The 20,857-nt window shown below is 67.8% G+C and carries 27 protein-coding genes; 13 read left to right on the forward strand and 14 right to left on the reverse strand.

Features of this window, described 5'->3' with window-relative positions; translation table 11 throughout:
• Positions 1-150 precede the first annotated feature (150 nt).
• Both AC1DCG_RS16745 and AC1DCG_RS16750 read right to left on the reverse strand, forming a co-directional pair.
• Positions 151-609 (reverse strand): DoxX family protein, encoded by a 459-nt coding sequence (locus tag AC1DCG_RS16745; RefSeq protein ID WP_477031006.1) that lies wholly within the window; start codon positions 607-609, stop codon positions 151-153.
• Between the two features lie 54 nt (positions 610-663).
• A complete protein-coding gene (locus AC1DCG_RS16750; RefSeq protein ID WP_477031007.1) occupies positions 664-942 on the reverse strand; it encodes a BufA1 family periplasmic bufferin-type metallophore in 279 nt (92 codons plus the stop codon).
• A gap of 195 nt (positions 943-1,137) precedes the next feature.
• Between AC1DCG_RS16750 and AC1DCG_RS16755 the strand changes: the two genes are divergently transcribed.
• From AC1DCG_RS16755 to AC1DCG_RS16775, 5 genes are all read left to right on the forward strand, one after another.
• Complete coding sequence (locus AC1DCG_RS16755; RefSeq protein ID WP_477031008.1) at positions 1,138-1,677, forward strand: sigma-70 family RNA polymerase sigma factor; 540 nt, start codon at positions 1,138-1,140, stop codon at positions 1,675-1,677.
• The gene (locus AC1DCG_RS16760; RefSeq protein ID WP_477031009.1) at positions 1,674-2,315 is read left to right on the forward strand and encodes a DUF1109 domain-containing protein; all 642 of its coding nucleotides are present in this window, start codon (positions 1,674-1,676) and stop codon (positions 2,313-2,315) included. Before AC1DCG_RS16755 ends, AC1DCG_RS16760 begins: the two co-directional genes overlap by 4 nt.
• Positions 2,316-2,395: 80 nt before the next feature.
• Positions 2,396-2,665 (forward strand): BufA2 family periplasmic bufferin-type metallophore, encoded by a 270-nt coding sequence (bufA2, locus tag AC1DCG_RS16765; RefSeq protein WP_101714470.1) that lies wholly within the window; start codon positions 2,396-2,398, stop codon positions 2,663-2,665.
• 58 nt (positions 2,666-2,723) lie between these two features.
• Positions 2,724-3,554, forward strand: coding sequence for an MNIO family bufferin maturase (gene bufB / locus AC1DCG_RS16770; RefSeq protein WP_101714469.1), 831 nt, complete (start codon positions 2,724-2,726; stop codon positions 3,552-3,554).
• On the forward strand, positions 3,551-4,303 hold the full coding sequence (locus tag AC1DCG_RS16775; RefSeq protein ID WP_101714468.1) for an HvfC/BufC N-terminal domain-containing protein: 753 nt from the start codon (positions 3,551-3,553) through the stop codon (positions 4,301-4,303). The genes bufB and AC1DCG_RS16775 overlap by 4 nt, the downstream gene beginning before the upstream one ends.
• A gap of 54 nt (positions 4,304-4,357) precedes the next feature.
• On the opposite strand, the gene AC1DCG_RS16780 is transcribed toward AC1DCG_RS16775, so the two are convergent.
• The 3 genes from AC1DCG_RS16780 to AC1DCG_RS16790 are packed head-to-tail and all read right to left on the reverse strand — an operon-like array spanning position 4,358 to position 6,012.
• Entirely contained in the window at positions 4,358-5,134 is a 777-nt protein-coding gene (locus AC1DCG_RS16780) for a sulfite exporter TauE/SafE family protein (RefSeq protein WP_477031010.1), read from the reverse strand.
• A gap of 4 nt (positions 5,135-5,138) precedes the next feature.
• Entirely contained in the window at positions 5,139-5,684 is a 546-nt protein-coding gene (locus AC1DCG_RS16785; protein ID WP_477031011.1) for a rhodanese family protein, read from the reverse strand.
• Positions 5,653-6,012, reverse strand: coding sequence for an ArsR/SmtB family transcription factor (locus AC1DCG_RS16790; protein ID WP_180896950.1), 360 nt, complete (start codon positions 6,010-6,012; stop codon positions 5,653-5,655). Before AC1DCG_RS16790 ends, AC1DCG_RS16785 begins: the two co-directional genes overlap by 32 nt.
• Before the next feature lie 72 nt (positions 6,013-6,084).
• On the opposite strand from AC1DCG_RS16790, the gene AC1DCG_RS16795 reads away from it, so the two are divergent.
• The 3 genes from AC1DCG_RS16795 (at position 6,085) to AC1DCG_RS16805 (ending at position 8,032) form a co-directional block, all read left to right on the forward strand.
• A complete protein-coding gene (locus AC1DCG_RS16795) occupies positions 6,085-6,939 on the forward strand; it encodes an MBL fold metallo-hydrolase (RefSeq protein WP_101714464.1) in 855 nt (284 codons plus the stop codon).
• A 318-nt stretch (positions 6,940-7,257) separates the two neighbouring features.
• On the forward strand, positions 7,258-7,644 hold the full coding sequence (locus AC1DCG_RS16800) for a response regulator (RefSeq protein WP_101714462.1): 387 nt from the start codon (positions 7,258-7,260) through the stop codon (positions 7,642-7,644).
• 181 nt (positions 7,645-7,825) lie between these two features.
• Positions 7,826-8,032 carry a hypothetical protein gene (locus tag AC1DCG_RS16805; protein ID WP_477036983.1) on the forward strand — a complete coding sequence of 69 codons (207 nt, stop codon included), beginning with the start codon at positions 7,826-7,828 and terminating at the stop codon, positions 8,030-8,032.
• Here AC1DCG_RS16805 and AC1DCG_RS16810 read toward each other — a convergent pair.
• The 7 genes from AC1DCG_RS16810 to otsB all read right to left on the reverse strand — a co-directional run bounded on the left by AC1DCG_RS16810 (position 8,029) and on the right by otsB (position 13,038).
• Positions 8,029-8,340 (reverse strand): hypothetical protein, encoded by a 312-nt coding sequence (locus AC1DCG_RS16810; protein ID WP_477031012.1) that lies wholly within the window; start codon positions 8,338-8,340, stop codon positions 8,029-8,031. The genes AC1DCG_RS16805 and AC1DCG_RS16810 overlap by 4 nt on opposite strands.
• Positions 8,337-9,689, reverse strand: coding sequence for a chloride channel protein (locus tag AC1DCG_RS16815; RefSeq protein WP_477036984.1), 1,353 nt, complete (start codon positions 9,687-9,689; stop codon positions 8,337-8,339). The genes AC1DCG_RS16810 and AC1DCG_RS16815 overlap by 4 nt, the downstream gene beginning before the upstream one ends.
• 188 nt (positions 9,690-9,877) lie before the next feature.
• Complete coding sequence (locus AC1DCG_RS16820; protein WP_477031014.1) at positions 9,878-10,294, reverse strand: hypothetical protein; 417 nt, start codon at positions 10,292-10,294, stop codon at positions 9,878-9,880.
• Between the two features lie 2 nt (positions 10,295-10,296).
• A complete protein-coding gene (locus AC1DCG_RS16825) occupies positions 10,297-10,593 on the reverse strand; it encodes a hypothetical protein (RefSeq protein WP_180896941.1) in 297 nt (98 codons plus the stop codon).
• Between the two features lie 49 nt (positions 10,594-10,642).
• Positions 10,643-10,765 carry a hypothetical protein gene (locus AC1DCG_RS16830; protein WP_477031015.1) on the reverse strand — a complete coding sequence of 41 codons (123 nt, stop codon included), beginning with the start codon at positions 10,763-10,765 and terminating at the stop codon, positions 10,643-10,645.
• Between the two features lie 69 nt (positions 10,766-10,834).
• Complete coding sequence (gene otsA / locus AC1DCG_RS16835) at positions 10,835-12,274, reverse strand: alpha,alpha-trehalose-phosphate synthase (UDP-forming) (RefSeq protein ID WP_477031016.1); 1,440 nt, start codon at positions 12,272-12,274, stop codon at positions 10,835-10,837.
• Positions 12,271-13,038: a trehalose-phosphatase gene (gene otsB / locus AC1DCG_RS16840; RefSeq protein WP_477031017.1), complete on the reverse strand. Its 768-nt coding sequence runs from the start codon at positions 13,036-13,038 to the stop codon at positions 12,271-12,273. The genes otsA and otsB overlap by 4 nt, the downstream gene beginning before the upstream one ends.
• 660 nt (positions 13,039-13,698) lie before the next feature.
• Between otsB and AC1DCG_RS16845 the strand changes: the two genes are divergently transcribed.
• Positions 13,699-14,091 carry a MarR family transcriptional regulator gene (locus tag AC1DCG_RS16845; protein WP_477036985.1) on the forward strand — a complete coding sequence of 131 codons (393 nt, stop codon included), beginning with the start codon at positions 13,699-13,701 and terminating at the stop codon, positions 14,089-14,091.
• A 9-nt stretch (positions 14,092-14,100) separates the two neighbouring features.
• On the opposite strand, the gene AC1DCG_RS16850 is transcribed toward AC1DCG_RS16845, so the two are convergent.
• Both AC1DCG_RS16850 and AC1DCG_RS16855 read right to left on the reverse strand, forming a co-directional pair.
• Positions 14,101-14,865, reverse strand: a complete 765-nt coding sequence (locus tag AC1DCG_RS16850) for a universal stress protein (RefSeq protein ID WP_477031019.1) — start codon at positions 14,863-14,865, stop codon at positions 14,101-14,103.
• Entirely contained in the window at positions 14,853-15,707 is an 855-nt protein-coding gene (locus AC1DCG_RS16855) for a hypothetical protein (RefSeq protein WP_477036986.1), read from the reverse strand. Before AC1DCG_RS16855 ends, AC1DCG_RS16850 begins: the two co-directional genes overlap by 13 nt.
• A gap of 54 nt (positions 15,708-15,761) precedes the next feature.
• Here AC1DCG_RS16855 and AC1DCG_RS16860 point away from each other — a divergent pair, with 54 nt between their 5' ends.
• From AC1DCG_RS16860 to AC1DCG_RS16875, 4 genes are all read left to right on the forward strand, one after another.
• Positions 15,762-17,057, forward strand: a complete 1,296-nt coding sequence (locus tag AC1DCG_RS16860) for an SLC13 family permease (RefSeq protein ID WP_477036987.1) — start codon at positions 15,762-15,764, stop codon at positions 17,055-17,057.
• A 116-nt stretch (positions 17,058-17,173) separates the two neighbouring features.
• Positions 17,174-17,533, forward strand: a complete 360-nt coding sequence (locus tag AC1DCG_RS16865) for a hypothetical protein (RefSeq protein WP_477031022.1) — start codon at positions 17,174-17,176, stop codon at positions 17,531-17,533.
• Between the two features lie 135 nt (positions 17,534-17,668).
• Positions 17,669-18,844, forward strand: coding sequence for a mechanosensitive ion channel family protein (locus AC1DCG_RS16870; RefSeq protein ID WP_477031023.1), 1,176 nt, complete (start codon positions 17,669-17,671; stop codon positions 18,842-18,844).
• 103 nt (positions 18,845-18,947) lie between these two features.
• Positions 18,948-20,852: a BCCT family transporter gene (locus AC1DCG_RS16875; RefSeq protein WP_477036992.1), complete on the forward strand. Its 1,905-nt coding sequence runs from the start codon at positions 18,948-18,950 to the stop codon at positions 20,850-20,852.
• The last annotated feature ends 5 nt before the right edge of the window (positions 20,853-20,857 follow it).

Consider the following 20,857-nt stretch of genomic DNA (forward strand, 5'->3'; position numbering starts at 1 on the left):
CCTCCGGGCAGCTGAATCTCACGCGGCTCACCCGGCGGCGACGCGCTGCGCTAGCTGATGGCTACGCGCCTCGCCGCCAGCCCAGGACAACCAACAGAGGGGTCAATTTTGGACGCCGATAGGGGGTCAATTTTCAACGCCGTTTGACACCTAGGGCTGGCAACCCGGTCTGCCGCGCATCCAGATGCGGTCCGCCGACCAGGCGCCGCCGCCGCGCGCGACCAGAGGCAAAAGGATCGCCGCCCAGCTGAGATGGGTTGGCCAGGCGTCGGGATAGACAAAGATCTCGATCACCAACGTCATGCCCAGCAGGGCCGCGGCCGAAAGACGGGTCAGAAGTCCCATCACCAGCAGGATTGAGAAGACATGCTCAGACAGCGTCGCGGCGACCGCGGCGATCTGGGGCGGAATCAGCGGCAAGGCGTATTCGGTTCGAAAGAGCTCGAAGGTCGCGTCGGTGATGTGGAAGACGCCATCGACCTTGGTTCGGCCCGAGGTGAAGAAAACGGCGGCCGCGCCGAGCCGTGCGACCAGCAGCAGCAAAGCGTCGGGCGCCAGGCGATCGAGACCGCGGACCAGACGCGTGTGGACAAAGCTCAAGGATGACATGCCAGTCTCCAGCCATGATCTGACCGGGGCGTGGCCGCCCCGGCCACAGCGACATCACGTCTTGGGGGTCAGGGACCCGGCCCCCTTGGGCGTCTTGATCCCGGTGCAGGTTCCAGCCTTCACCAGCTTCCAGGCATTGCCCTGGTAGTCGACCTTCGAGGTGCCGGCGCAACTGGTGCCCGCGCCCGCCTTGCAGTCGTTCTTGCCGGCCAGCGCGACGCCGTAGCATTTTTCCATGGCCGGCTTGGCCTCGTCGGCGGCCGCGGCGTCGGCGAGCACGGTGGCGGCGGCGATGGCCAGGGTCGCGGCCAGGACGGCGTGGGTGTTGCGCATAGACTTCCTCCTTGGGATGGGCGCCTCGACAGACCGCGCGCGAAGCGACGGTCACGGCCCGGAACGAGGCGAATAGCCCGGGCCATGGCGCCAGTTCGGCGCCGTCCGCGATCCGGTTACAGCCGTCGCAAAATATCGGATCATGCCGCTGTAACCTTCCGGTCAGCTTCGCCGAACCCTTGTCGAGGAGCATGAATGCGGGCGGACGAGGACGTATTGCACAGCTTGATGGTCGATGGGCTGGACGGCGACGCCGCCGCCCACGCCGCCCTGCTGCGCCTGCTGGTTCCGCTGCTGCGCGGTTTCTACCGGCGCCGCGCCCGCGGCTCCGATGACGATATCGAGGACCTGGTGCAAGAAACCCTGATCGCGGTGCACACGCGGCGCGCCAGCTATGACCGCACCCGGACCTTCACGGCCTGGCTGTTCGCGATCGCGCGCTACAAGATGATCGACCATTTCCGCCGGGTCAGCCGCTTGAGGCCCATAGAGGGGCTGGAGGACATGCTGATGGCCGAAGGCGAGGAAGACGCCGTGGCCGCCCGCCTCGACGTCGACCGCCTGCTGGCCCTGCTGCCCGCCAAGCAGGCCCGCATGATCCGCGCCACGCGTGTCGAAGGGCTCAGCATGGCCGAAGCCGCCGAGGCCGGCGGCATCGGGGAGTCCGACGCGAAGGTGTCGGTGCACCGCGGCCTCAAGGCGCTGATGGCGCGCATCGTCGGAGATGCGCGATGAACACAGACGAGCTGATCACGACGCTGAGCCAGGAGGTTCGTCCCGTGCGGCGCGGCGCAATCGGGCGCCGCCTGCTGGTCGGCCTGGGTCTGGGCGCGATGGTGTCGACTGGCGTTCTGGCGCTGTGGACCGGTATTCGCCCGGACCTGCTGGCGGCCATGGCGGGTTTCACCTTCTGGATGAAATGGGCCTACACCCTGTCGCTGGCCCTGGCCGCCCTGACGATCTCCGTGCAGCTGGCGCGGCCGGACAGCGCCAAGCTGCATGGACTTTGGCTGGCGGCGATCCCGGTTCTGCTCCTGGCCGGGGTCGGCGTCCTCGATCTGCTGCGCACCCCGCCCGGGGAGTGGCTGGCCATGTGGCTGGGGCACAGCTGGAAGAGCTGCCCCTGGCGCGTCCTGGCCCTGGCCATGCCGATCTTCGCCGGCCTGCTATGGTCGTTCCGCCGCCTGGCCCCCACCCGACTGCGCGCGGCCGGCGCGGCGGCCGGGCTCCTGGCGGGAGCCTTCGCCGCCGCCGTCTACTGCCTGCACTGCCCCGAGACCTCGGCGATCTTCGTGCTGATCTGGTACTCGCTGGGGATCCTGGCGACGAGTCTGCTGGGCGCTCTGCTGGGGCCGCGCCTTCTGCGCTGGTGAGATGCGCGGGCTGTAACCGATCGCCCGCGCGCCGCGAACAGGCAAGGCCATACTGGCTGAACCCTGATCGGAGATCCCCCATGACCATCGCCCGCACCGGCCTGAGCCTTGCCGCCTCCGCCGCCGTCGTGGCCATCGCCGCGGCCTCGACGCCCACCTTCGCGGCCGAAGACGGCGCCAAGGCCGAGGTCGTCCACTGCTACGGCGTCAACAGCTGCAAGGGCACGTCCGACTGCAAGTCGGCCAAGCATGACTGCAAGGGCCAGAACGACTGCAAGGGCCAGGGCTTCAAGGCCATGACCCTGAAGGCCTGCAAGGCCGCCGGCGGCGCCACGACCGAACCCAAGTAACCCAGCCTGGCCCGGCGCGCCGACGCCGGGCCGTATCCTCCMCGCGGGAGAGCAAGACATGACCGCTCCATTCGCCGGCTTCGGGCTTGGCCTGCGCAAACCCCACTACGCCGCATTCCTGGAGGGCGATGTCGCCGTCGATTTCGTCGAGGTGATCTCGGAGAATTTCATGGTCGACGGCGGACGCCCGCGAGAGATCCTGCGCCAGGTTCGCGCCAGATATCCCGTCGCCCTGCATGGGGTGTCGATGTCGCTGGGCTCGGCCGACGGGTTGGACGATCGCTATCTGGCTCGGCTGCGCGATCTGATTGACGAAATCGATCCTCTGTTCGTCTCCGATCACCTCAGCTGGTCAAGGATCGAGGGCTTCAACGCCCACGATCTGCTGCCCCTGCCCTATACCCTTGAGGCGCTCGACATCGTCTGCGCCAATATCGACCGCGCCCAGAGGGCGCTGGGCCGCTGCCTGCTGGTCGAAAACCCGTCGAGCTATATCGACGTCAGGCCAGCCGACATGAGCGAATGGCAATTCCTGGAGGCGATATGCTCAAGGACAGGATGTCAGCTCCTGCTTGACCTCAACAATGTCTTCGTCAGCGCCAGCAACCACGGCTTCGACGCCCTGACCTATCTGGACGCCCTACCTCTGGACCGGGTGCGCCAGATCCATCTGGCGGGGCACAGCCAAGGCCGCGCCATGCTGATCGACACCCATGATCAGCCGGTCCCCGACGCCGTCTGGCGGCTCTACGCCCATGTCGCGCCCAGGCTTGGGGCCGTGGCGACCATGATCGAGCGCGATGACGACATCCCTCCGCTGGCCGAACTGCTGGCGGAACTGCAGACCGCGCGGGCCATCGCCGCGCAGGCGCCCCGGGTGGCGGCATGAGCCTCCTGTCGCTGCAGCGTGACATGCACGCCTGGCTGACGGCGCAAGACGCGCAGGCGGCCGGACGGATCGGTCGGAACGCCAGTCCGGGTCTGCTGATCTACCAGAACAATTATCGCGCCCAGTTATCGGCCTGCCTGGAGGCGATCTTCGAGCAGACACGCAAGTGGATGGGTCACGACGCTTTTCTGGCCGCCGCCGCCGTTCATATCGAACGCGTGCCGCCCAGCAGCTGGACGCTGGACGCCTACGGCGCCGGGTTTCCGCAGACCCTGGCCCGCCTCCATCCTGAGGATCCGGAAATCGCCGAACTGGCCTGGATCGACCTGGCGCTCGACCAGGCGTTCGTCGCGATCGACGCCGAGCCCCTTTCGCCTGCGGCGCTGACGGACGTGGATTGGGACAGGGCCGTGCTGCGCCTCAGCCCAAGCCTTTTCCTCGCAAACCAGACCACGAACGCGGCGGCCATATGGTCGGCCTTGGCGGCGCACGCGCCCCCGCCCCCCGTCGAGACCGCGGCCGCGCTTGGCGGGCCTAGGGTCTGGCGCTCGCGTCAGGGTCCCCTGGTCCGCGCCATCGAGGCGGACGAAGCGTGCGCCCTGCAGCAAACGCGCGCCGGGGCGCGCTTCGCCACGATCTGTGAAGACGCTGTCGACCGGCTGGGCGCGGACGAAGGCGTCCGTCGCGCCGGAGGTTGGCTGGAGTCCTGGCTCAGGGACGACCTGATCGTCGGCGTCTCCTTGGCCTGATCAAAGCGCCGAGCCCGGTCGGACCGGTCGTCCGGCCAAGGCTCGCCTGGGACCTCAGTTCCCAGCGGTCCACGCCCGCCACAGCACGTAGGCGGCGGTCGCCACCACCATCACCGCGAACAGCCGGCGCGCCAGCAGGACGCGCGAGGCCAGCCGCGGCGCCAGACGCACGCCCGCCGCCACCCCGACGGCGCCGCCCGCGACCAGAGCCAGGAACAATCGCCCGTCCACCAGGCCCGAGGCGGCGTAGCTGACGCTGGTCGCCGCGCCGAACAGCGCCACCGACACCAGGGACGAGGCCGCCGCATTGGCCAGGGTCATGCCGGCCGCCGCCATCAGTCCCGGCGCGATCAGGAAGCCGCCGCCGATACCGAAGAACCCCGCAGCCAGCCCCGTCGCCGCGCCGGCGGGAACCAGCCGCGCGGCCCTGCCCAGGTCGATGCGCACGTCCGGGTCGCCGGGCGAGCGCGGGGCGCGGAACATCGACAGCCCGACGGCGGCCATGGCCAGGGCGAACCAGGCCAGCAGATGCCCGGCCGGCAGGGCCTTGGCGACGTGCGCCCCGACCAGGGAGCCGACGAGGCCCGGCGCGCCAAAGGTCAGGGCGCAGGGCCACTTCACCCGCCCGGCCCGCGCCTGGGCGGCCAGGCCGACGGCGGCGTTGACCGCCACGGCCGCCGCCGAGGTGCCGATCGCCACATGGGCGTCGCTCACCCCGACCACATAGAGCAGCAGCGGCGTCGCCAGCACCGAACCGCCGCCGCCGAACAGCGTCAGCAGCAGCGCGACCACCGCCCCGCTGAGGGCGGCGGCGACCAGGCTCGCATCCATGGCCTCAGGCCCGCGCCGGACGGTTCCAGGGCGCCAGGGCCAGCAGCCTGGCCATGCCGCAGAAGCCGGTGACCCCGGCGAAGGTCAGCCCCGCCCCGACGAAGCCGGCCACGCCCAGGAACCAGGGCGAAACGGCCAGGCCCAGGATCACGCCGGTCAGCACCAGCAGTCCGGCGACGATCTGCACCTGACGCATCATCTCCAGCGGCGCCTTGGCGTCGGTCTCGACGGGGAGGCCGGCCCGGTCCCAGGCGTCGAGCCCGCCCTCGAGCACGTGCGCCGGCCCTTCGCAGGCTGCCGCCAGCCGCGCCCCGTTGGCCCCGGTGCGCATGCCCGAGCGGCAGGTGAAGATCACCTCAAGCGCGTCGGGGCGCCCGCCCTCCAGGTTCAGCCCGCCGGCGTCCAGGCTCGACAGCGGCCGCGACCGCGCGCCCCTGGCCCGCCGCCGGGCGAACTCGTCGGCTTCGCGGATGTCGATCATTACGGCGCGGCCCTCGGCAAGGCACCGGGCCGCCTCGTCAGGCGTCAGGGGATTGAGGATTTTGGTCATGGGCGGCGGTCTCCACTGGAGGGCAGAAGATCTCCGCGAGCGTGCCCACCACCTTGAGGGCGGCCGGATCGGCGATCCGGTACCACAGGCTCGTGGCTTCGCGGCGCGTAGCCACGATCCCCTCCTCGCGCAGCACCGCCAGGTGTTGCGAGAGGGCCGACTGCGACAGGCCGACCAGGGGCTGGATCTGCCCCACCGACCGTTCACCGTCCGCGAGCTGGCACAGGATCATCAGCCGTCGCTCGTTGGCCAGGGCGCGCAGGAGCTTGGCGGCCTGCGCGGCGCTGGCCTCGAACTGGCTGACGTCGAAACGCGAGAGATCGAACATGATCGCCATATATTAGCTTGATCTAATTTAACAAGACCTAATATATAGATCCCGCCACCGGAGGCTCCGGCCATGCGCCCCGACGTTCAAGCGTTTTTCGATCCCGCCACCTTCACGGTCAGCTACGTCGTCGCCGACCCGGCCACGCGCACGGCCGCGATCATCGACCCCGTGCTCGACTACGAACCCAAGGCCGGCAAGCTCTCGACCCGCTCGGCCGACGCCCTGCTGGCCGCCGTCGAGGCCCGGGGCCTGACCCTTGCCTATGTGCTGGAGACCCACGCCCACGCCGACCACCTGTCGGCCGCCGACTACATCCGCGGCAAGAGCGGCGCGAAGATCGTCATCGGCGCGCGGATCGTCGAGGTGCAGAAGACCTTCGTCCCGGTGTTCGAGGCAGACCTCGCCGCCGACGGCGCGGTCTTCGACGTGCTGATGAACGAGGGCGACGCCCTGCCCCTGGGCGAGCTTTCGATCGGCGCCCTGCACACGCCCGGCCACACCCCGGCCTGCCTGACCTATCTGATCGGCGACGCCGCCTTCGTCGGCGACACCCTGTTCATGCCCGACTACGGCACCGCCCGCGCCGACTTCCCCGGCGGCGACGCGCGCACCCTCTACCGCTCGATCCGCAAGGTGCTGGCCCTGCCGCCGCAAACCCGCCTCTTCGTCGGCCACGACTACCTGCCGCAGGGCCGGTCGGACTATCGCTGGGAGACCACCGTCGCCGAGCAGCGGGCCGGCAACATCCACGTGCGCGACGGCCGGGCCGAAGACGACTTCGTCGCCCTGCGCACGGCGCGCGACGCGACCCTGCCGGCCCCGACCCTGATCCTGCCGTCCCTGCAGGTGAACATCCGCGCCGGCGCCCTGCCCGCGCCGACGCCGGCGGGAGGCGTGTTCCTGAAGATCCCGATCAGCGCCTGAGCGTCGGGCGTCCAAGTCCGCAATATCCTTCTCTTCCGCTGCGAGCCTCAGGGCTGCGATGCAGGTTGAGGCGCTCCAGCGGGAGCCTCCTCTCACGCCCACCGGCCGCCTCGCCCTTCGCTTTATCCTCGCTGACCGGGCCGCCGCCGTCTCGACCTTCACGGGCCGCGGGTCGCTTGCGCCGATGGGTGAAACGACCGAGCGGATGCCGACCCGGCCCGTCCCGTCTTGCGGCGAGATGTCTCGACGCCAGCCAGGCCAGGTCACGCTAGACTTCTTGCCCCATAAACCTGCCTCGTGAACCCTACGAGCCCCGCCATGAAAGTTATTGTCGTCGACGACGACCCCTTCGTGCGTGAAGTCGCCGGCATCTTCCTGCAAGGCGCTAGACTTGAACCCGTCGAGGCCGCCGACGGCGATGAAGCCATCGCCGCTTTCGAAAAAGGCCCGTTTGCGATCGCGCTGATCGATCTGTTGATGCCCAACCGGGAAGGGCTGGAAACGATCGCCGAAATCAAGCGCCGATGGCCAGCCACGCGGATCATCGCCATGAGCGGCGGTTCCAAGCTGATCGACAAGGCCCAGGCCCTGGACTGGGCGCAAGGCTTTGGCGCCGACGCGATAATCGGCAAACCGTTCGACCCGCGGAGCTTGATCGAACAGGTCGACGCCCAACGGCGTGCGGCGCCGGTCGCGACTACCTGATCTCCAGCCAGGCCGACCATCGCCGCCGCCGAGTCAGGATAGACTTGGCCCCATCGGCCGCGCACGGCATGCTGGCGCGCGATGGGACGTCACGGAGACGGGCTTGGCCACGACAGCGCGCCTTAGCGGAGACGGCGTTCTTATCGCCCCGGGGCTTAACCTTCCGGTCGCCTATACCCTTGTGCTGACGCTGGGCGGCCGCCGCCGGGCCGCCAGCGGGGTCATCGACGCGCCCGAAGCCATGCTGGGACAGGCGCTCAGCGCGCGTTCGCCAAGGCTGCGCCTGGAGGACGGCGCCGAACTGTCCGTCGCCCTGCGTCGAAAAATCCCCACAGGACCAGTGCTGATCCAGTCCGTCGGCTCCCTACGGCGGCTGCCGAGCGCCTAGGGGCGTCCAGACGGGAGATTTCCGCTCCGCCCGGAGGGACTGTCGGCTTCCACCAGCCCGGTCAGACCCATTTCGTGAGGCAGGATATCGACGCCGCCCCCCCTTCCCCCACCTTGTCTGGCGGCCTTGCGCAATCCCGCCGCCAGGAGGAGCAACACGCCGATCGCCGCGCCGACAGCGCTGAAGGCGCTTACCGCATGAGCGGCAAGCAGCCAGGCGTCCTGGGTCATGACGCTGACGGCGATCGCCGTCAAAAGCAGCATGGCGCTGGCGACCAGCAATCGCCGCGCCCAGGTCAGAAGGCTCATCGCTCGGGCTCGCTGGCGGGATGGGCCGCGGTTCGCCGGCGCGGCCGCGTCCAGGCGCGCGCCAGAGCATGATAGAGCGGCACGGGCGCGACGGCTTCGGAACAGCGGCGCGCGACCAGGGTGCAGAGCAGCAGCGGTCCCACCAGTCCTGGATCGCGAGTCATTTCCATAAGGATCACCGCGCTGGTCAGGGGCGCCTGGACGACGCCGGCCAGATAGCCCGCCATGCCGAGCGTCACCGCTTCGCGACCGCCCGCCCAAGGCGCGATATGGGCGAAGAGCGCGCCAAGACCCGCGCCCGTGGCCAGGGAGGGCGCGAAGATGCCGCCGGGCGCGCCGCTGGCGGCGGCGGCCAGCGTGGCCAGCCACTTACCCGCCGCCAAGCCCCAGCCCGAAGCGAAGCGGCCAAAGAGCAACGACTTGGCTTCGTCGTAGCCTGCGCCGTAGGACGCCCCGCCGCTGAGCACGGCCGCGCCCGCGGCCACCAGTCCGCATAGACCGGCGAACAGGACTGGGCGGGCGTCCTTCCAGCGCCGGACGGGGTTGTCGCCAACCAGGACCGCGGCCATCAGGCGCGAGAACAATCCGCCCATCAGGCCTGAGACGACCCCGATCTGCGCCGCGCTGATCCAGGCGTTCCAGCCCGCCGAACCGGACATGTCGCCGAAATAGGCGTAGTTTCCGCCCAGCCCATAGGCGGCCACACCCGCCGAGACCACGGCCAGGATCACCACGGTGTTGGCGCGCTTGTCGAAGCCGCGCGCCAGTTCCTCGACGGCGAAGACGATGCCGGCGATGGGGGTATTGAACGCCGCCGAAACGCCGGCCGCGCCGCCGGCGATCAGCAGGGTGCGCCGCCCGGGTCCGCCCCGCAGCCAGCCGGTCAGGAAGACCATAACCGCGGCCACCACCTGCACGGTCGGCCCTTCGCGGCCGATCGACCCGCCGCAGAACAGGAGCAGCGCCGCCAAGGCGACCTTGACCAGCGCCGTGCGGATCGACACCCGCTCGTCATGGATTTTTTCACCGCCGACGTCGCGCCCGCGTCCGATCTCGCCCGCGGCGATGACCTGGGGGATGCCGCTGCCGGCCGCGGCCGGCGCCAGCCGGCGCATCAGCGCCACGCAAAGCGGCAGGCCGACCACCAGCAGCAAGGGACCAAGCCAGGCTCTTCCACCGATCAACCGGGCATGGAGGCCCATGGCCGCATCGCACAGCTTGGCGAAACCGACCGCCGCCGCCCCCGCCCCGACCGCCGCGGCCACGACCGCGGCGGTGCGCATCGAGCGCCGGGCCCGTAGACGAACCAGCTTGCGCTGCCGGCCGAGCGCTTCCAGAGGCGAGGACATGGACAAGAACTTTTCGCCTCGAGGGCGCGCTTTGAAGGCCAGAACTTGAGCGAGAGAATATACATCGCTACACGATATATATGGCCCTAACCTTGCCCGTGCCCGGGGTCAAGACGGAGGGCTCGCGCCCATCTGCCGCGGCAGATGGGCGGCATGGCGGGCAAGCCCATCTTGGACCCTTGGGCGTCCTAAGGCGGAGCGTCGGCGAGTTCATCCAGCCTTGCCCGCCCGCGGCCCATCAAACTGGCCATGGCCAAAGGCCTCTGACGATAGGCCACCTCCACCCTTGCGCAGAGGTCTTTGATCGCGGCTGAAGAGGGCCGGTAAAGCCAGCCCTTTCCGTTCTCCACGATCAGGCCCAGGGCGCAAAGACGGCGTACGATCTCGTCGACCATGTCGGGATCGACCTGCAGAGCGTTGGCCAGGCTGGATGTCGACCAGGTGCGATTGGCCGCTCCGCGCATCAGCAACAGAAGCTGCAGAGCCTCCTCGGTCCACAGCTGCATGACCACGAATTGCGAAACATCGTCATCGAAACCTGGATTACCCCCTCGCTGCGTCACGTAGTCCCCCAGCGCGCCAAACCCTCCCCCTTTGACGGTCATGCCTAAGACCGACTCAGATCCATGCCCAGGGTAGGGCCAATGCCGTCCGGATGGTCGCCGAACGGCCCACTCTCCGCCCGCCGCCGGGCCAGAGCGTCCAGACGCGCGCGAAGGCCATCGTCCAGACCCGCGGCCGCGTCCGTCGAAGACAGCGGCTCACGCTCGGCCGAAGGCGCGGCGGCCAGCACGCGCATGAGGGCCTCGTCAAAGACCTTGCCCTGCGGCGTGTTCGGCGCGGGTGGGTCGCCCAGGAAACCGACGACCGTTTCCAGCGCCTCTTCCCAATCGGTCTGGTTCATCGAGGCTCTCCTCAAACTCAGGCGCCCCTCAAACACAGGCGCCGGGCCCTCAGCTGGTCAGGCGCTGAGAGACGACCAGGACGCAGATCAGAACCGTTGCGGCCACCAGCATGACCTCGAGCGGCAGCCCGCCCCAGTTGGGTCCCCGGCCCCGGCGACGGCTCGGTTTCATGACGCGTCTCCTCCCCGCGTCGGCCCTTTCGTCCGATCGCATCGATCATGGTTCAGCCATAGGATCGTATCACGATGTTTTTCGATTGTCGCTGTCTTCCGCCGTCACGAGCCTGCTGTCGCTGTCCAAATCCCTATCCACCGGGCCGCGTAGGGCCGCCACGAACCGGTCTCGCCAGGCCGAGACGTCGTCGGCCAGCACCCCGTCCATCAAGCTTCGCCAACGCCGCCGCCGCTCGGCAAACGGCATGGCCAGCGCCTGGGCCAGAGCCTCGGACATCTCTTCGCGGCTGAACGGGTTGACGATCAGCGCTTCGTCCATCTGCTCGGCCGCGCCGGCGTAGCGCGAGAGCACCAGCACGCCAGGATCCAGCGGGTCCTGGGCGGCGACATATTCCTTGGCCACCAGGTTCATGCCGTCGCGTAGCGGCGTAACCAGGCCCACGTGGGCGGCGCGATAGAGGCCCGCCAGTTCGTCACGGCGGTGGGCGCGGTTGACATAGCGGATCGGCACCCAGTCGACCGTGGCGTAGGCGCCATTGATGCGACCCGATATGGCGTCGAGGCGCGCGCGGATTTCCTGGTAGGCCTGAACTCCATCGCGGCTGGGCGTGGCGATCTGCAGGAGGAACACCTGTTCGGCCAAGTCCGGATGGTCGCAGAGCATCTGCTCGTAGGCGAGGAACCGCTCTTCAAGCCCTTTGGAGTAATCCAGCCGGTCGACGCCGATGATCAAGCTTCGCCCAGCTTGGCTCTGGCGCATACGTTCGAAACTTGAGCGCGCGACAGATCCGGCGGCCAACTCGGCGAAGGCCCGCCCTTCGATGCCGATGGGAAAGGCTCCCACGCAAACGGAGCGCCCCTTGTGAAGAACCACGCCGTCGGCCACCGCCTCGCCAAGTTCGCGCGCTATATACTCGCCAAAGGCCGCCAGGGCGTCTTGGCTTTGAAAGCCGATCAGATCGTAGGCCAGCAGGGTTTCGACCAACCTGCGATGTTGCGGCAGCGTCGTGAGCGTTCGAGGGCCAGGCCAGGGAGTATGGAGGAAGAACCCTATCCTGTTGGCGACGCCGAGCGCGCGAAGCGCCTGAGCAAGGGGGATGAGATGGTAGTCGTGGACCCAGACGAGATCGTCAGGACCGATGAGCGGCGCCAGGGTCTGGGCGAACCTCTTATTGACCCTTTCGTAGCCCGCGTCGAACGAGCGTTCATAGGCCGCAAGATCGGTGCGCGAGTGGAATAGCGGCCAGAGGGTGCGATTGGCGTAGCCATCGTAGTACTCTTCCCGATCCTGCTCCTCCAGGTCCATCAGCGCGACGGTGACCCCGCCCGCCTTCTGCATGGAAATCTGGCCGGTGAACGCTGGCGCGGTCTCACCGCTCCAGCCAAACCAGACACCGGAATACTCCCTCAAGGCTGCAGCCAGCGCCATGGCCAGCCCTCCGGCGGTCCCCACCCCGGCGTCCGTTGGCGGATTGACCCGGTTGGAAACAACGATCAGGCGGCTCATCGGCTGGCCCGCAGGCAAGCGTCCAGCCAGTTGAGAACGGCGTCGGGATCGTCCAAGCGATATCGCGCGACCGTTTCGCGACCAGGACCGACCAGAACACCAAATCCACCGGCCAAGTTGGCGGCCATAAATCCGTTTTCATCGGTGAGATCATCGCCGACGAAAACCGGTCGCGCGCCGAGAAATGGCGGCTCGGCGAGAAATCGCGCTACGGCCTTGGACTTGTCGTCGCCGGGCGTACGCATTTCCGCGACCATGTCCCCCTCCTGCAAAATGAGATTGGTCGATGCTTCCAGGCGCCGGGCTGCGTCGCGCACGGCCTCGCAGGCCCCCGGTCTTCCGCGATAATGCAACGTAATGCTCAAGCCCTTCTCTTCGACCAGCAGGCCAGGCTGCGCGGCGGCCAGAGCCTCGAACACATCACGCGCGATCGCCAGATCGGGGTCGGGAGAGACCGCGCTCCGCGCGCCATGGACGTCTCTGCGCTGCAGACCGTGGACCCCTGCCAAGGCCGGCACGGCGTCTTGGGTGATGGCGATGATCTCATCTAGGGGACGACCACTGATGATCGCCACGCGGCGGTCGAAACATTCTACCAGCGCCTTGAGCAGCGCCGTGCGTCGCGGGTCCGCATGGACGTCCTGGGGACGCTCGACGATCCTGGCCAGCGTGCCGTCGAGGTCGAGAAAAAGCGCCTGACCCTTGGCCTTAATAGGTTCGGGCGGCCCCAGGCGCTCAGGAGAAGTGATGCTCTTGGCCGTCATTGACGCCTCCACGAGAAACAAAACGCCTGATCGGTCGTCGTGGCCCAGCGCCAGCAGCGCGCCGGCCGGCAGCGACGAGGCGAAACTCTGGAGGGGCCAAGGGAGGACAGGCCCTTGCGCGAGACCACCGCCGGCTCGGCGCCCCTGCCCAGCGCGCGAGCGCTTGGCCGCCCGCCGCCCTCCAGGGTGAGCCTTTGGGACTCCAACGCCTTCAAGGCTGCGTTCGCCGCGATGGCTCGACAGGTTCGGCATGGACGCTCGAGACCCGCAACCGGGGTCCCCGCAACGCCGGATAATCAATTCCATCGAGCGCCATATGCGCGCCCGCCGCGCCGCCGGCGAGCGCCATCAGGATCGCCCCGCCGATGACGACGAGACGCCGACGCCTCGCAGGCTGCGCCGGCGCTGTGCGATCTTCGTTCGCCCGCGCCGGCGCGCCACCCCCAAGCCCCCTCGCCCCAGACATACGGCGAGAAATATCGCCCCACGATCCATTCGTCAAATTTTCGGCCAGCAAACCGGCGTCGACCGACTCGCGGCGCATGCTAGATAAGCAGGTATCGTCGCTCCTTCCGATGTGACGCTGGATGCCTCGCCGTGCCCCCCTCCTCCGTTTCCCAACCCAGCTTGGCAGCGCTCTCCCAATCCGATTACCAGGCCTTGGGCGACTTTCGCCGCGCCATACGTCAGTTCCTCGCCTTCAGCGAACAAGGCGCAAAGGATTACGGCCTGACCAGTCAGCAGCATCAGGCCCTGTTGGCGATCAAGGCCCATCCAGGACCCGATCCGATTTCGATCGGCGAGCTGGCTCAAAGCCTGTTGATCAAGAACCATAGCGCTGTGGAACTGGTTTCACGGCTGGTCGAGCGTGATCTCGTCGGCCGCCGGGATTCAGACACCGACCGGCGACGGGTGATCCTGGCGTTGCGTCCTCGCGGCGCTGAAATTCTCGAGGCGATATCCCGCCGCAACCTTACCCGACTGCACGAAGGGGCCGACATCCTGAGCGGGATCATTGAAGCCGCACGCCGGGCTGCGGGGCCGCGCCCCTGAGCCGGAAGCTCAGCAGACCAGCACCGAGGCGCGGGCGCTCCATAGGCCTCCGGAGCGCACTTGCCGCAGATCCGTCTCGCCGCTCGAAAGCAGCACCGCGCGGGAAATCACGATGAGGTCGGCCGGGCGTTCGGCCAGATACCGCCAAACCGCTTCCCCCAGTCGTTCGGCATGAATGGCGAAGGCCCTTGCTCGCCCGTCCAGAGCCCGGCGTGCGATCCCAAGCTTGTCTTCGGCCGCCTCCTGACTGGCCGAGACAACCACCAGATCAAGCTCGACCTCGGCGAAGCCGGGATGATTTGCCACCAGATCCAGCACCGCGCGCTTTGCCGGGTCGGCGTCGGTGACCGCCAGCACCCGGTGAATGGGCAGATAGATCTTCGACACGAGGCAGAGGGGCGTATCGAGCGCTGCTATCGCGGGCGCAACGTTGTTTCCCAATCGCTCCGGCACGTCGGACGCCCCTCGCTTGCCCATCACCAGAAGATCTGCGCGGGCCGTCATGGCCGCGGCGGCGACTTCCCCCTCAAAAAGCTCCAGATCCGGTGCAGGCGCGCCTTGATCGACAAGCGCCGCGCCCAGGTCTTCCAAGAGCCGGCGCGCCTGCGCGGGCGTCTCCTGCGGCTCGCGCGCGTGTAGCAATCGCAGGCTGGCCCCCGCCCGGCCCGCAAGAAAGGCACCGTGTTCGGCCACGCTGGCCCCGTAGGCCGAGCCATCGACCAAGGCGACGACAACAGGATGCTTCATCGGTTCACGGCCCGTCAGGTCGGCCACTGAGCAAGGACGCCTCCCCGAGTGTCCTCGAACGCGACCCTGTCGAGCTCGACGGCGTAAAGACACACCGGACGATGATCGGCGGACTCGCTCCAGCAACGTACCGGCGTCCGGTCGGCAAAGCCCGTGATGCGCCCCTCCAGAAGCAGCGTGAAGGACATCGACTGAGCATCACCAAGCTCGGGCAGCTTCAACACGTACTCGTAGGGACGGTCACCGCGCCGCTGCGCACGAGAGGCGTCCGCGTCATGAAACATGGCCACGCCCAGGCTGGGAGCCTCTACAGGCGTGGGCGCGGCCGGCGGATCCACCGCGCGTCGATGCGGACACCCTTCGCCCCGCGACCAGGGTCTCGGAATCCAAAAGCCCTCAACCACCTCCGCGGCCGCCTCTGGCCCGCCGGCGCGCACCAGGGGCAGGTCGGTCCAGACCGCTGGCCTGGCGACCAGCCGGACCGACTTGGCGACGGGGTCGAGCTGGTAGTAGGCCTGCTGGGGCCCCGGATCGACCGCGGGTCCGGCGCAACCGAAGGCCAGACGCAGCGCGAACTTTCGTCCCAGCAGGCTCGCGGCCGACGAAGGCGCGTCGGCCGCGTAGGCGCTGGCGGCGGCTTGCGCCGCCTCGATCAGTTCGGCCCGCGAGATCGGATCGGCAGGCGCGGGTATGGCCGGCGCCGACGCCGGCGCGGGCTGAACCTGCGGTCGATCAGGGACCGGCGCGGGCCCAGGGCCGTCCGGACGCAACAACAGCACGACCACGACGCCGATCGCCGCCAGGCCGATGGCGAACGGCGCGATCAGGGCCAGCTTGCGGTCGGTGGTCTGGGCCTTATTGTCGCTCATGCGCCTAGCCTAGCAGAAGATGGGGCCCCGATTGCAACTGCGCTCGTCCCGGTCATGACGCCCGCTCAGATCATCGCTCTTGGCGTTCTAGCGGCCGTGGTCGGCGTCCTGATCCATGGCAAGCTGCGTTCGGACGTCGCGGCCCTGGCCGGCGCGGCGGTGCTTTTGGGCACGCGCACGGTGCGGCCCGTAGAGGTTCAAGGCGCTTTCGCCAGCCCCGCCATCATCGCTCTGGCCTCGCTTTTCGTGATCGCCTACGCCATGGAGCTGTCTGGCCTTCTGGGGCTTTTGATCCGCGGCGCCACACGTCTTTGCGCGCGCCTCGGGTCGGCGGGGTTATGGCTGGTGATCGGGCTCTGCGGTCTGGCTTCCGCCTTCCTCAACAATACGCCGATCGTGGTTCTGGGCGCCCCCGTCGTGCGCGACGTCGCCCAGAGCCTGGGCCAATCGCCAAAGCGCTTTCTCATCCCATTATCCTACGTCACCATCCTGGGGGGCGCATGCACGCTGATCGGCACATCGACCAACCTTCTGGTCAACGACATGGCCCGCAGCGCCGGCCAACCCGCGCTCGGACTATTCGAGATCACGCCAGTGGCGTTGGTGGTGGCGCTGGCGGGCGGCCTTTATCTGCTCGTGGCCGGCCCTGTGTTGCTGTCGGCTTCAAGCACGCACGCGGCCGAGCCGTTGTCCGCGCCCGCCGGCCTGACCCCCGCTGGCGATGATCCAGCGATCTATCCGCAAAACGCGCCGTTCGCCCCTCTTCGGGCTCTTACGGCGCTTGGCGTCTTCGCCGCCGTCGTCACGGTCGCGGCCATGGGTCTCCTGCCGATCGCAGCGGCGGCCTTCGCCGGCGCCGTTGGCCTTGTCGTCACCCGCGTGATCAGCGCCGAGGACGCCTACAAGGGCTTGAGACCGGATATTCTGCTTCTGATCGCCGGCATGGTGGTGATCGGACTGTCGCTGGAGGTCACCGGGCTTGCGGCTCTGGCCTCCGAGCGCCTGGTTGGATGGCTGCGCGGTCTTGGCCCGCTTTACGCTCTGGCGCTAATCTACGGGGCGACTTTGCTGCTGACGGAGATACTCTCGAACGCGGCCGTGGCGGTGCTGCTTACGCCAATCGCGGTGGCTCTGGCCGAGAACCTCGGCGTCAGCCCCCGGCCGTTCCTGGTGGCGGTGATGATGGCCGCGAGCGCCGCCTTCGCCACCCCCTTCGGCTACCAGACGAACGTCCTGGTCTACCAGATGGGGGGCTATCGCTATCTCGACTTCGTTCGCATCGGCGCTCCCCTCAACCTGATAACCTGGGCGGCGGGCATGGCCGCCATCCCCTTGTTCTTCCCGTTCTGAAGCCGCTCGCCAGATATCGGTCACGTTTTCGTCAGGCCGAAGTGTGCAACACGCAACTTGCATCGTGATACGATGCTTTTAGGGCCGACACTTCGGCTCGAGGCAAGCGGGGAACCATGCACGACATCGACAAGGAAACCGTCCTCCTGATCTGCGGCGAGGGCGCCGACGCCGCGCAGATCATGTCCAATCTCTACGACGCCCAGATCCGCGTCGTGGGCCCTCTGCAGACAGCTAAGATGGCCCTGGCGATCACCGCTCAGACAGGCGCCACCGTCGCGCTCCTGGCTGGAGAGCCGACCGGCGAGCGCAAGACCTCCCAACTGGCGAGCACCCTGCTGGAGACCTGGGGCGTGCGTTCGATGCTGCTGGACAAGACCCAACACGATGCGCTTGGCGACGTCGCTTGGCGCGCGCCCGACATTCAGGTCGCGCGCATTCGCAGCGCGCTGTCGCGCGGCCAGGCCAGCGCCTGACACCAAGCTTGGCGCAGCCTGAGCCGGACGTAACCCCACACGTGCGACACGATCGGCGCGATCGGCGCGATCGGCGCGATCTATCGGGCCTTCACACACCTCCACATCGCCACAGCCTATAAGGAGGGCCTGTCCTTGACGGCCAGCGAACGCATCATGGCGGCCCTGCGCGGCCTGCCGGCGCACTTCTCATCCCTCAGTCCGCTCGCCTGGCTGGTCAATCTGGGGCTCACCCTGGCCGTGCTGACGATAGCCTGGTCAGCCGGTCGTTTGGTCAAGCGCCTGGCTCTGATGGGCGCCCAGCGCCTGCCTGGTCCGGCAGATGCAGAAAGGACGGTCCGCAGCCACCGCCTGGCCCGGCTCGCCAGTTGGTCCGCCCAATGGCTGGCCAACCTCGTGGCGGCACTGACGATCTTCAATATCTGGGGCCTGGACCTGCTCGCCTGGACCGCGACGCCTGCGGGCGGACAGATGCTGGCCGGATTTCTGCGCCTGCTCATGCTGCTCGTTCTGGCCGTTGCGGCCTTCGAGTTGGCCGGCCTGGCGATTGGGCGGGCTCTTGGACGGTTCGCCGACCGGGCCGACGAGCCTCGCCGGCGCGCTCAGTTGTCGACCCTGGCGCCCATCCTTCGAGGGCTCACGCAGTCGGCGATCGTGATTCTCGCCGTGTTGATGGCTCTGTCGGAACTTGGCGTGAAGATCGGCCCACTGCTGGCGGGGGCGGGCGTGATCGGCGTGGCGCTCGGCTTTGGGGCTCAGACTCTGGTCAAGGACTTCCTGACCGGCATCTTCCTCATCGTGGAGGACATCGTCTCGGTCGGCGACATCGTGCGTATCGGCGACAGCGGCGGGCTCGTCGAACAAATGACCCTGCGCACGATCAGGCTACGGGATTTCGACGGCACCGTGCACGTCTTTCCCTATAGCGAGGCGCAGGTCGTCCATAACCTGACCAAGAGTTTCTCCTACTATGTGTTCGAGCTTCGGGTCTCCTACGGCTCGGACCTGGACGCGGCCTTGTCGATCATGAAGCGCGTGGGCGCGCGCTTGAAATCGGATCCGGATTTCACCGACCGGATTCTCGATCCCATCGAGGTGGTCGGTGTCGACAGCCTGGCCGAGAGCGGTGTTGTGCTAAAAGCCCGCATCAAGACCCTGCCGTTGCAGCAATGGACCGTCGGCCGCGAGTACAACCGGCGTGTGAAGCTGGCCTTCGACGAAGCGGGGGTGGAAATCCCCTTCCCTCATCTGAAGGTCGTCATGCCCGACCAGCAACTGGCGCAACTGGCCGCGGCGCGAGCCGGCGCCTAGCGACCCAGACCCAAAACGCGCGGTTCAAGGCCGCGCGTCACCCCACCTCAATGAACATCGGCCAGACCGAGGAACCAGACAGGAACTGCAACGCTTGAAGACGATGCTGTCGACGAAGATGAACCCACGCGTGTTCTGGGGCTCGAGCCTGATCATCGGGCTGCTTCTGGTGATCGCCATGGCCGCGCCGGGCCAGTCTGACCGAATGTTCCAAGCCGCCCAGGCCTGGGTCATCGAAACTTTCAGCTGGTTCTACATCGCCGTCGTCGCGGGTTTTCTGGGCCTGGTGCTGTTCCTCGCGCTCGGCCCGACCGGCGCGCTGAAACTGGGTCCCGACGACGCCGAACCCGACTTTCCGTACGCATCATGGCTGGCGATGCTGTTTGCGGCAGGCATGGGCATTGGCCTGATGTACTTCGGCGTGGCCGAGCCCATCCAGCACTACATCAGCCCGCCAGAGGCCGATGCCGGCTCATTCCAGGCCGCTCGCGAAGCGATGGGCATAACCTTCTTCCACTACGGCGCGCACGCATGGGCGATCTACGCCCTCGTCGGGCTCAGCCTGGCCTTCTTCGCCCACCGCAAGGGCCTGCCCCTGACCCTGCGCTCGGGCCTTTCGCCGCTGCTGGGCAAACGCATCGACGGACCTATCGGCGACGCCGTCGACATCTTCGCCATCTGGGGCACGGCCTTCGGCATCGCCACCTCACTGGGCTTCGGCGTGGCGCAGATGAACAGCGGGCTGAACTACCTCCTGGGCGTGCCCAACACCCCTTGGGTTCAGGTCGGTCTCATCGTCGTGGTCATGGCGGCCGCGACGCTTTCGGTGCTGAGCGGCGTGGGCAAGGGGGTCAGGCGCCTCTCCGAGTTGAACCTGACCCTGGCGATCCTCTTGATGCTGTTCGTGCTCGTTGTTGGTCCGACAGGGTTTCTGCTGAAAGCGCTCGTGCAGAACTTCGGCTTCTACCTGGAACATTTCGTCGGCCGCACCTTCACGCTCTACGCTTACGAGCCGCGTGCCTGGATGGCCAACTGGACGCTTTTCTATTGGGCCTGGTGGATCGCCTGGTCGCCGTTCGTGGGCATGTTCATCGCTCGCATCTCGCGCGGCCGCACGGTGCGCGAGTTCGTGCTCAACGTGCTTCTTGTTCCGGCCGGCTTTACCTTCCTGTGGATGACCGTGTTTGGAAACACCGCCATCAGCCTAGACATGGGCTCGGCCGCCGGCGCCATTTCCAAGGCCGTGAGCGCCGACCTCTCCACCGCCCTCTTCCACTTCTTCGAGCAGCTTCCCGGCGCTACGATAACCTCGACCTTGGCGATCCTGCTGGTGGCGGTGTTCTTCGTTACCTCAGCCGACTCCGGCGCATTGGTGATCGACACGATCGCATCGGGCGGCGCGGATGACACGCCCCGGTGGCAGCGCCTTTACTGGTGCCTGTTGCTTGGCCTGGCCGCGGCGCTCCTGCTATTGGCGGGCGGTCTTGGCGCACTGCAGGCCGCCACCCTGGTCGCCGCGCTTCCCTTCGCGGTAATCATGATCCTGCTGGCGATCGGACTGGTGCGGCAGATGAACGCCGATCTGCGCGGCCGCACGCTGGAGACCGAAGCCCCGCCGCTGGCCGAGCAACTCAAACGGATTCTCGCTCCGGCCAGCCGCCGCGAAATCGAGCGTCAGATCGAGCGCGCCGGACGTCCCGCCCTGGAAACGGTTCACGCGGCCCTAAGCGCCGAGGGCTTGTTGGCGCAAATCAAGCATGATGAGGCTGGATTGACGCTTACCGCGCCCTCGTCCTCGGGGCGCGACTTTCATTACCGCCTGACGGCGCGCGAGCGCCCCCGCCCCGCCCTCACCGCGCTCGATGCGCCTGAGAGACGCCGCCAGATGGAGTGGCGCCTCTCGGCGTCCTCCGACGACGCCGGGCGGCCACGCGACGTCACCGGCTTTACGCAGGAACAACTGGTCAATGACGTGCTGGCCCATCTTGAGCGATGGCGCGCGCAATAAGGACC

This window comes from Caulobacter sp. 10L414 (assembly GCF_056395525.1).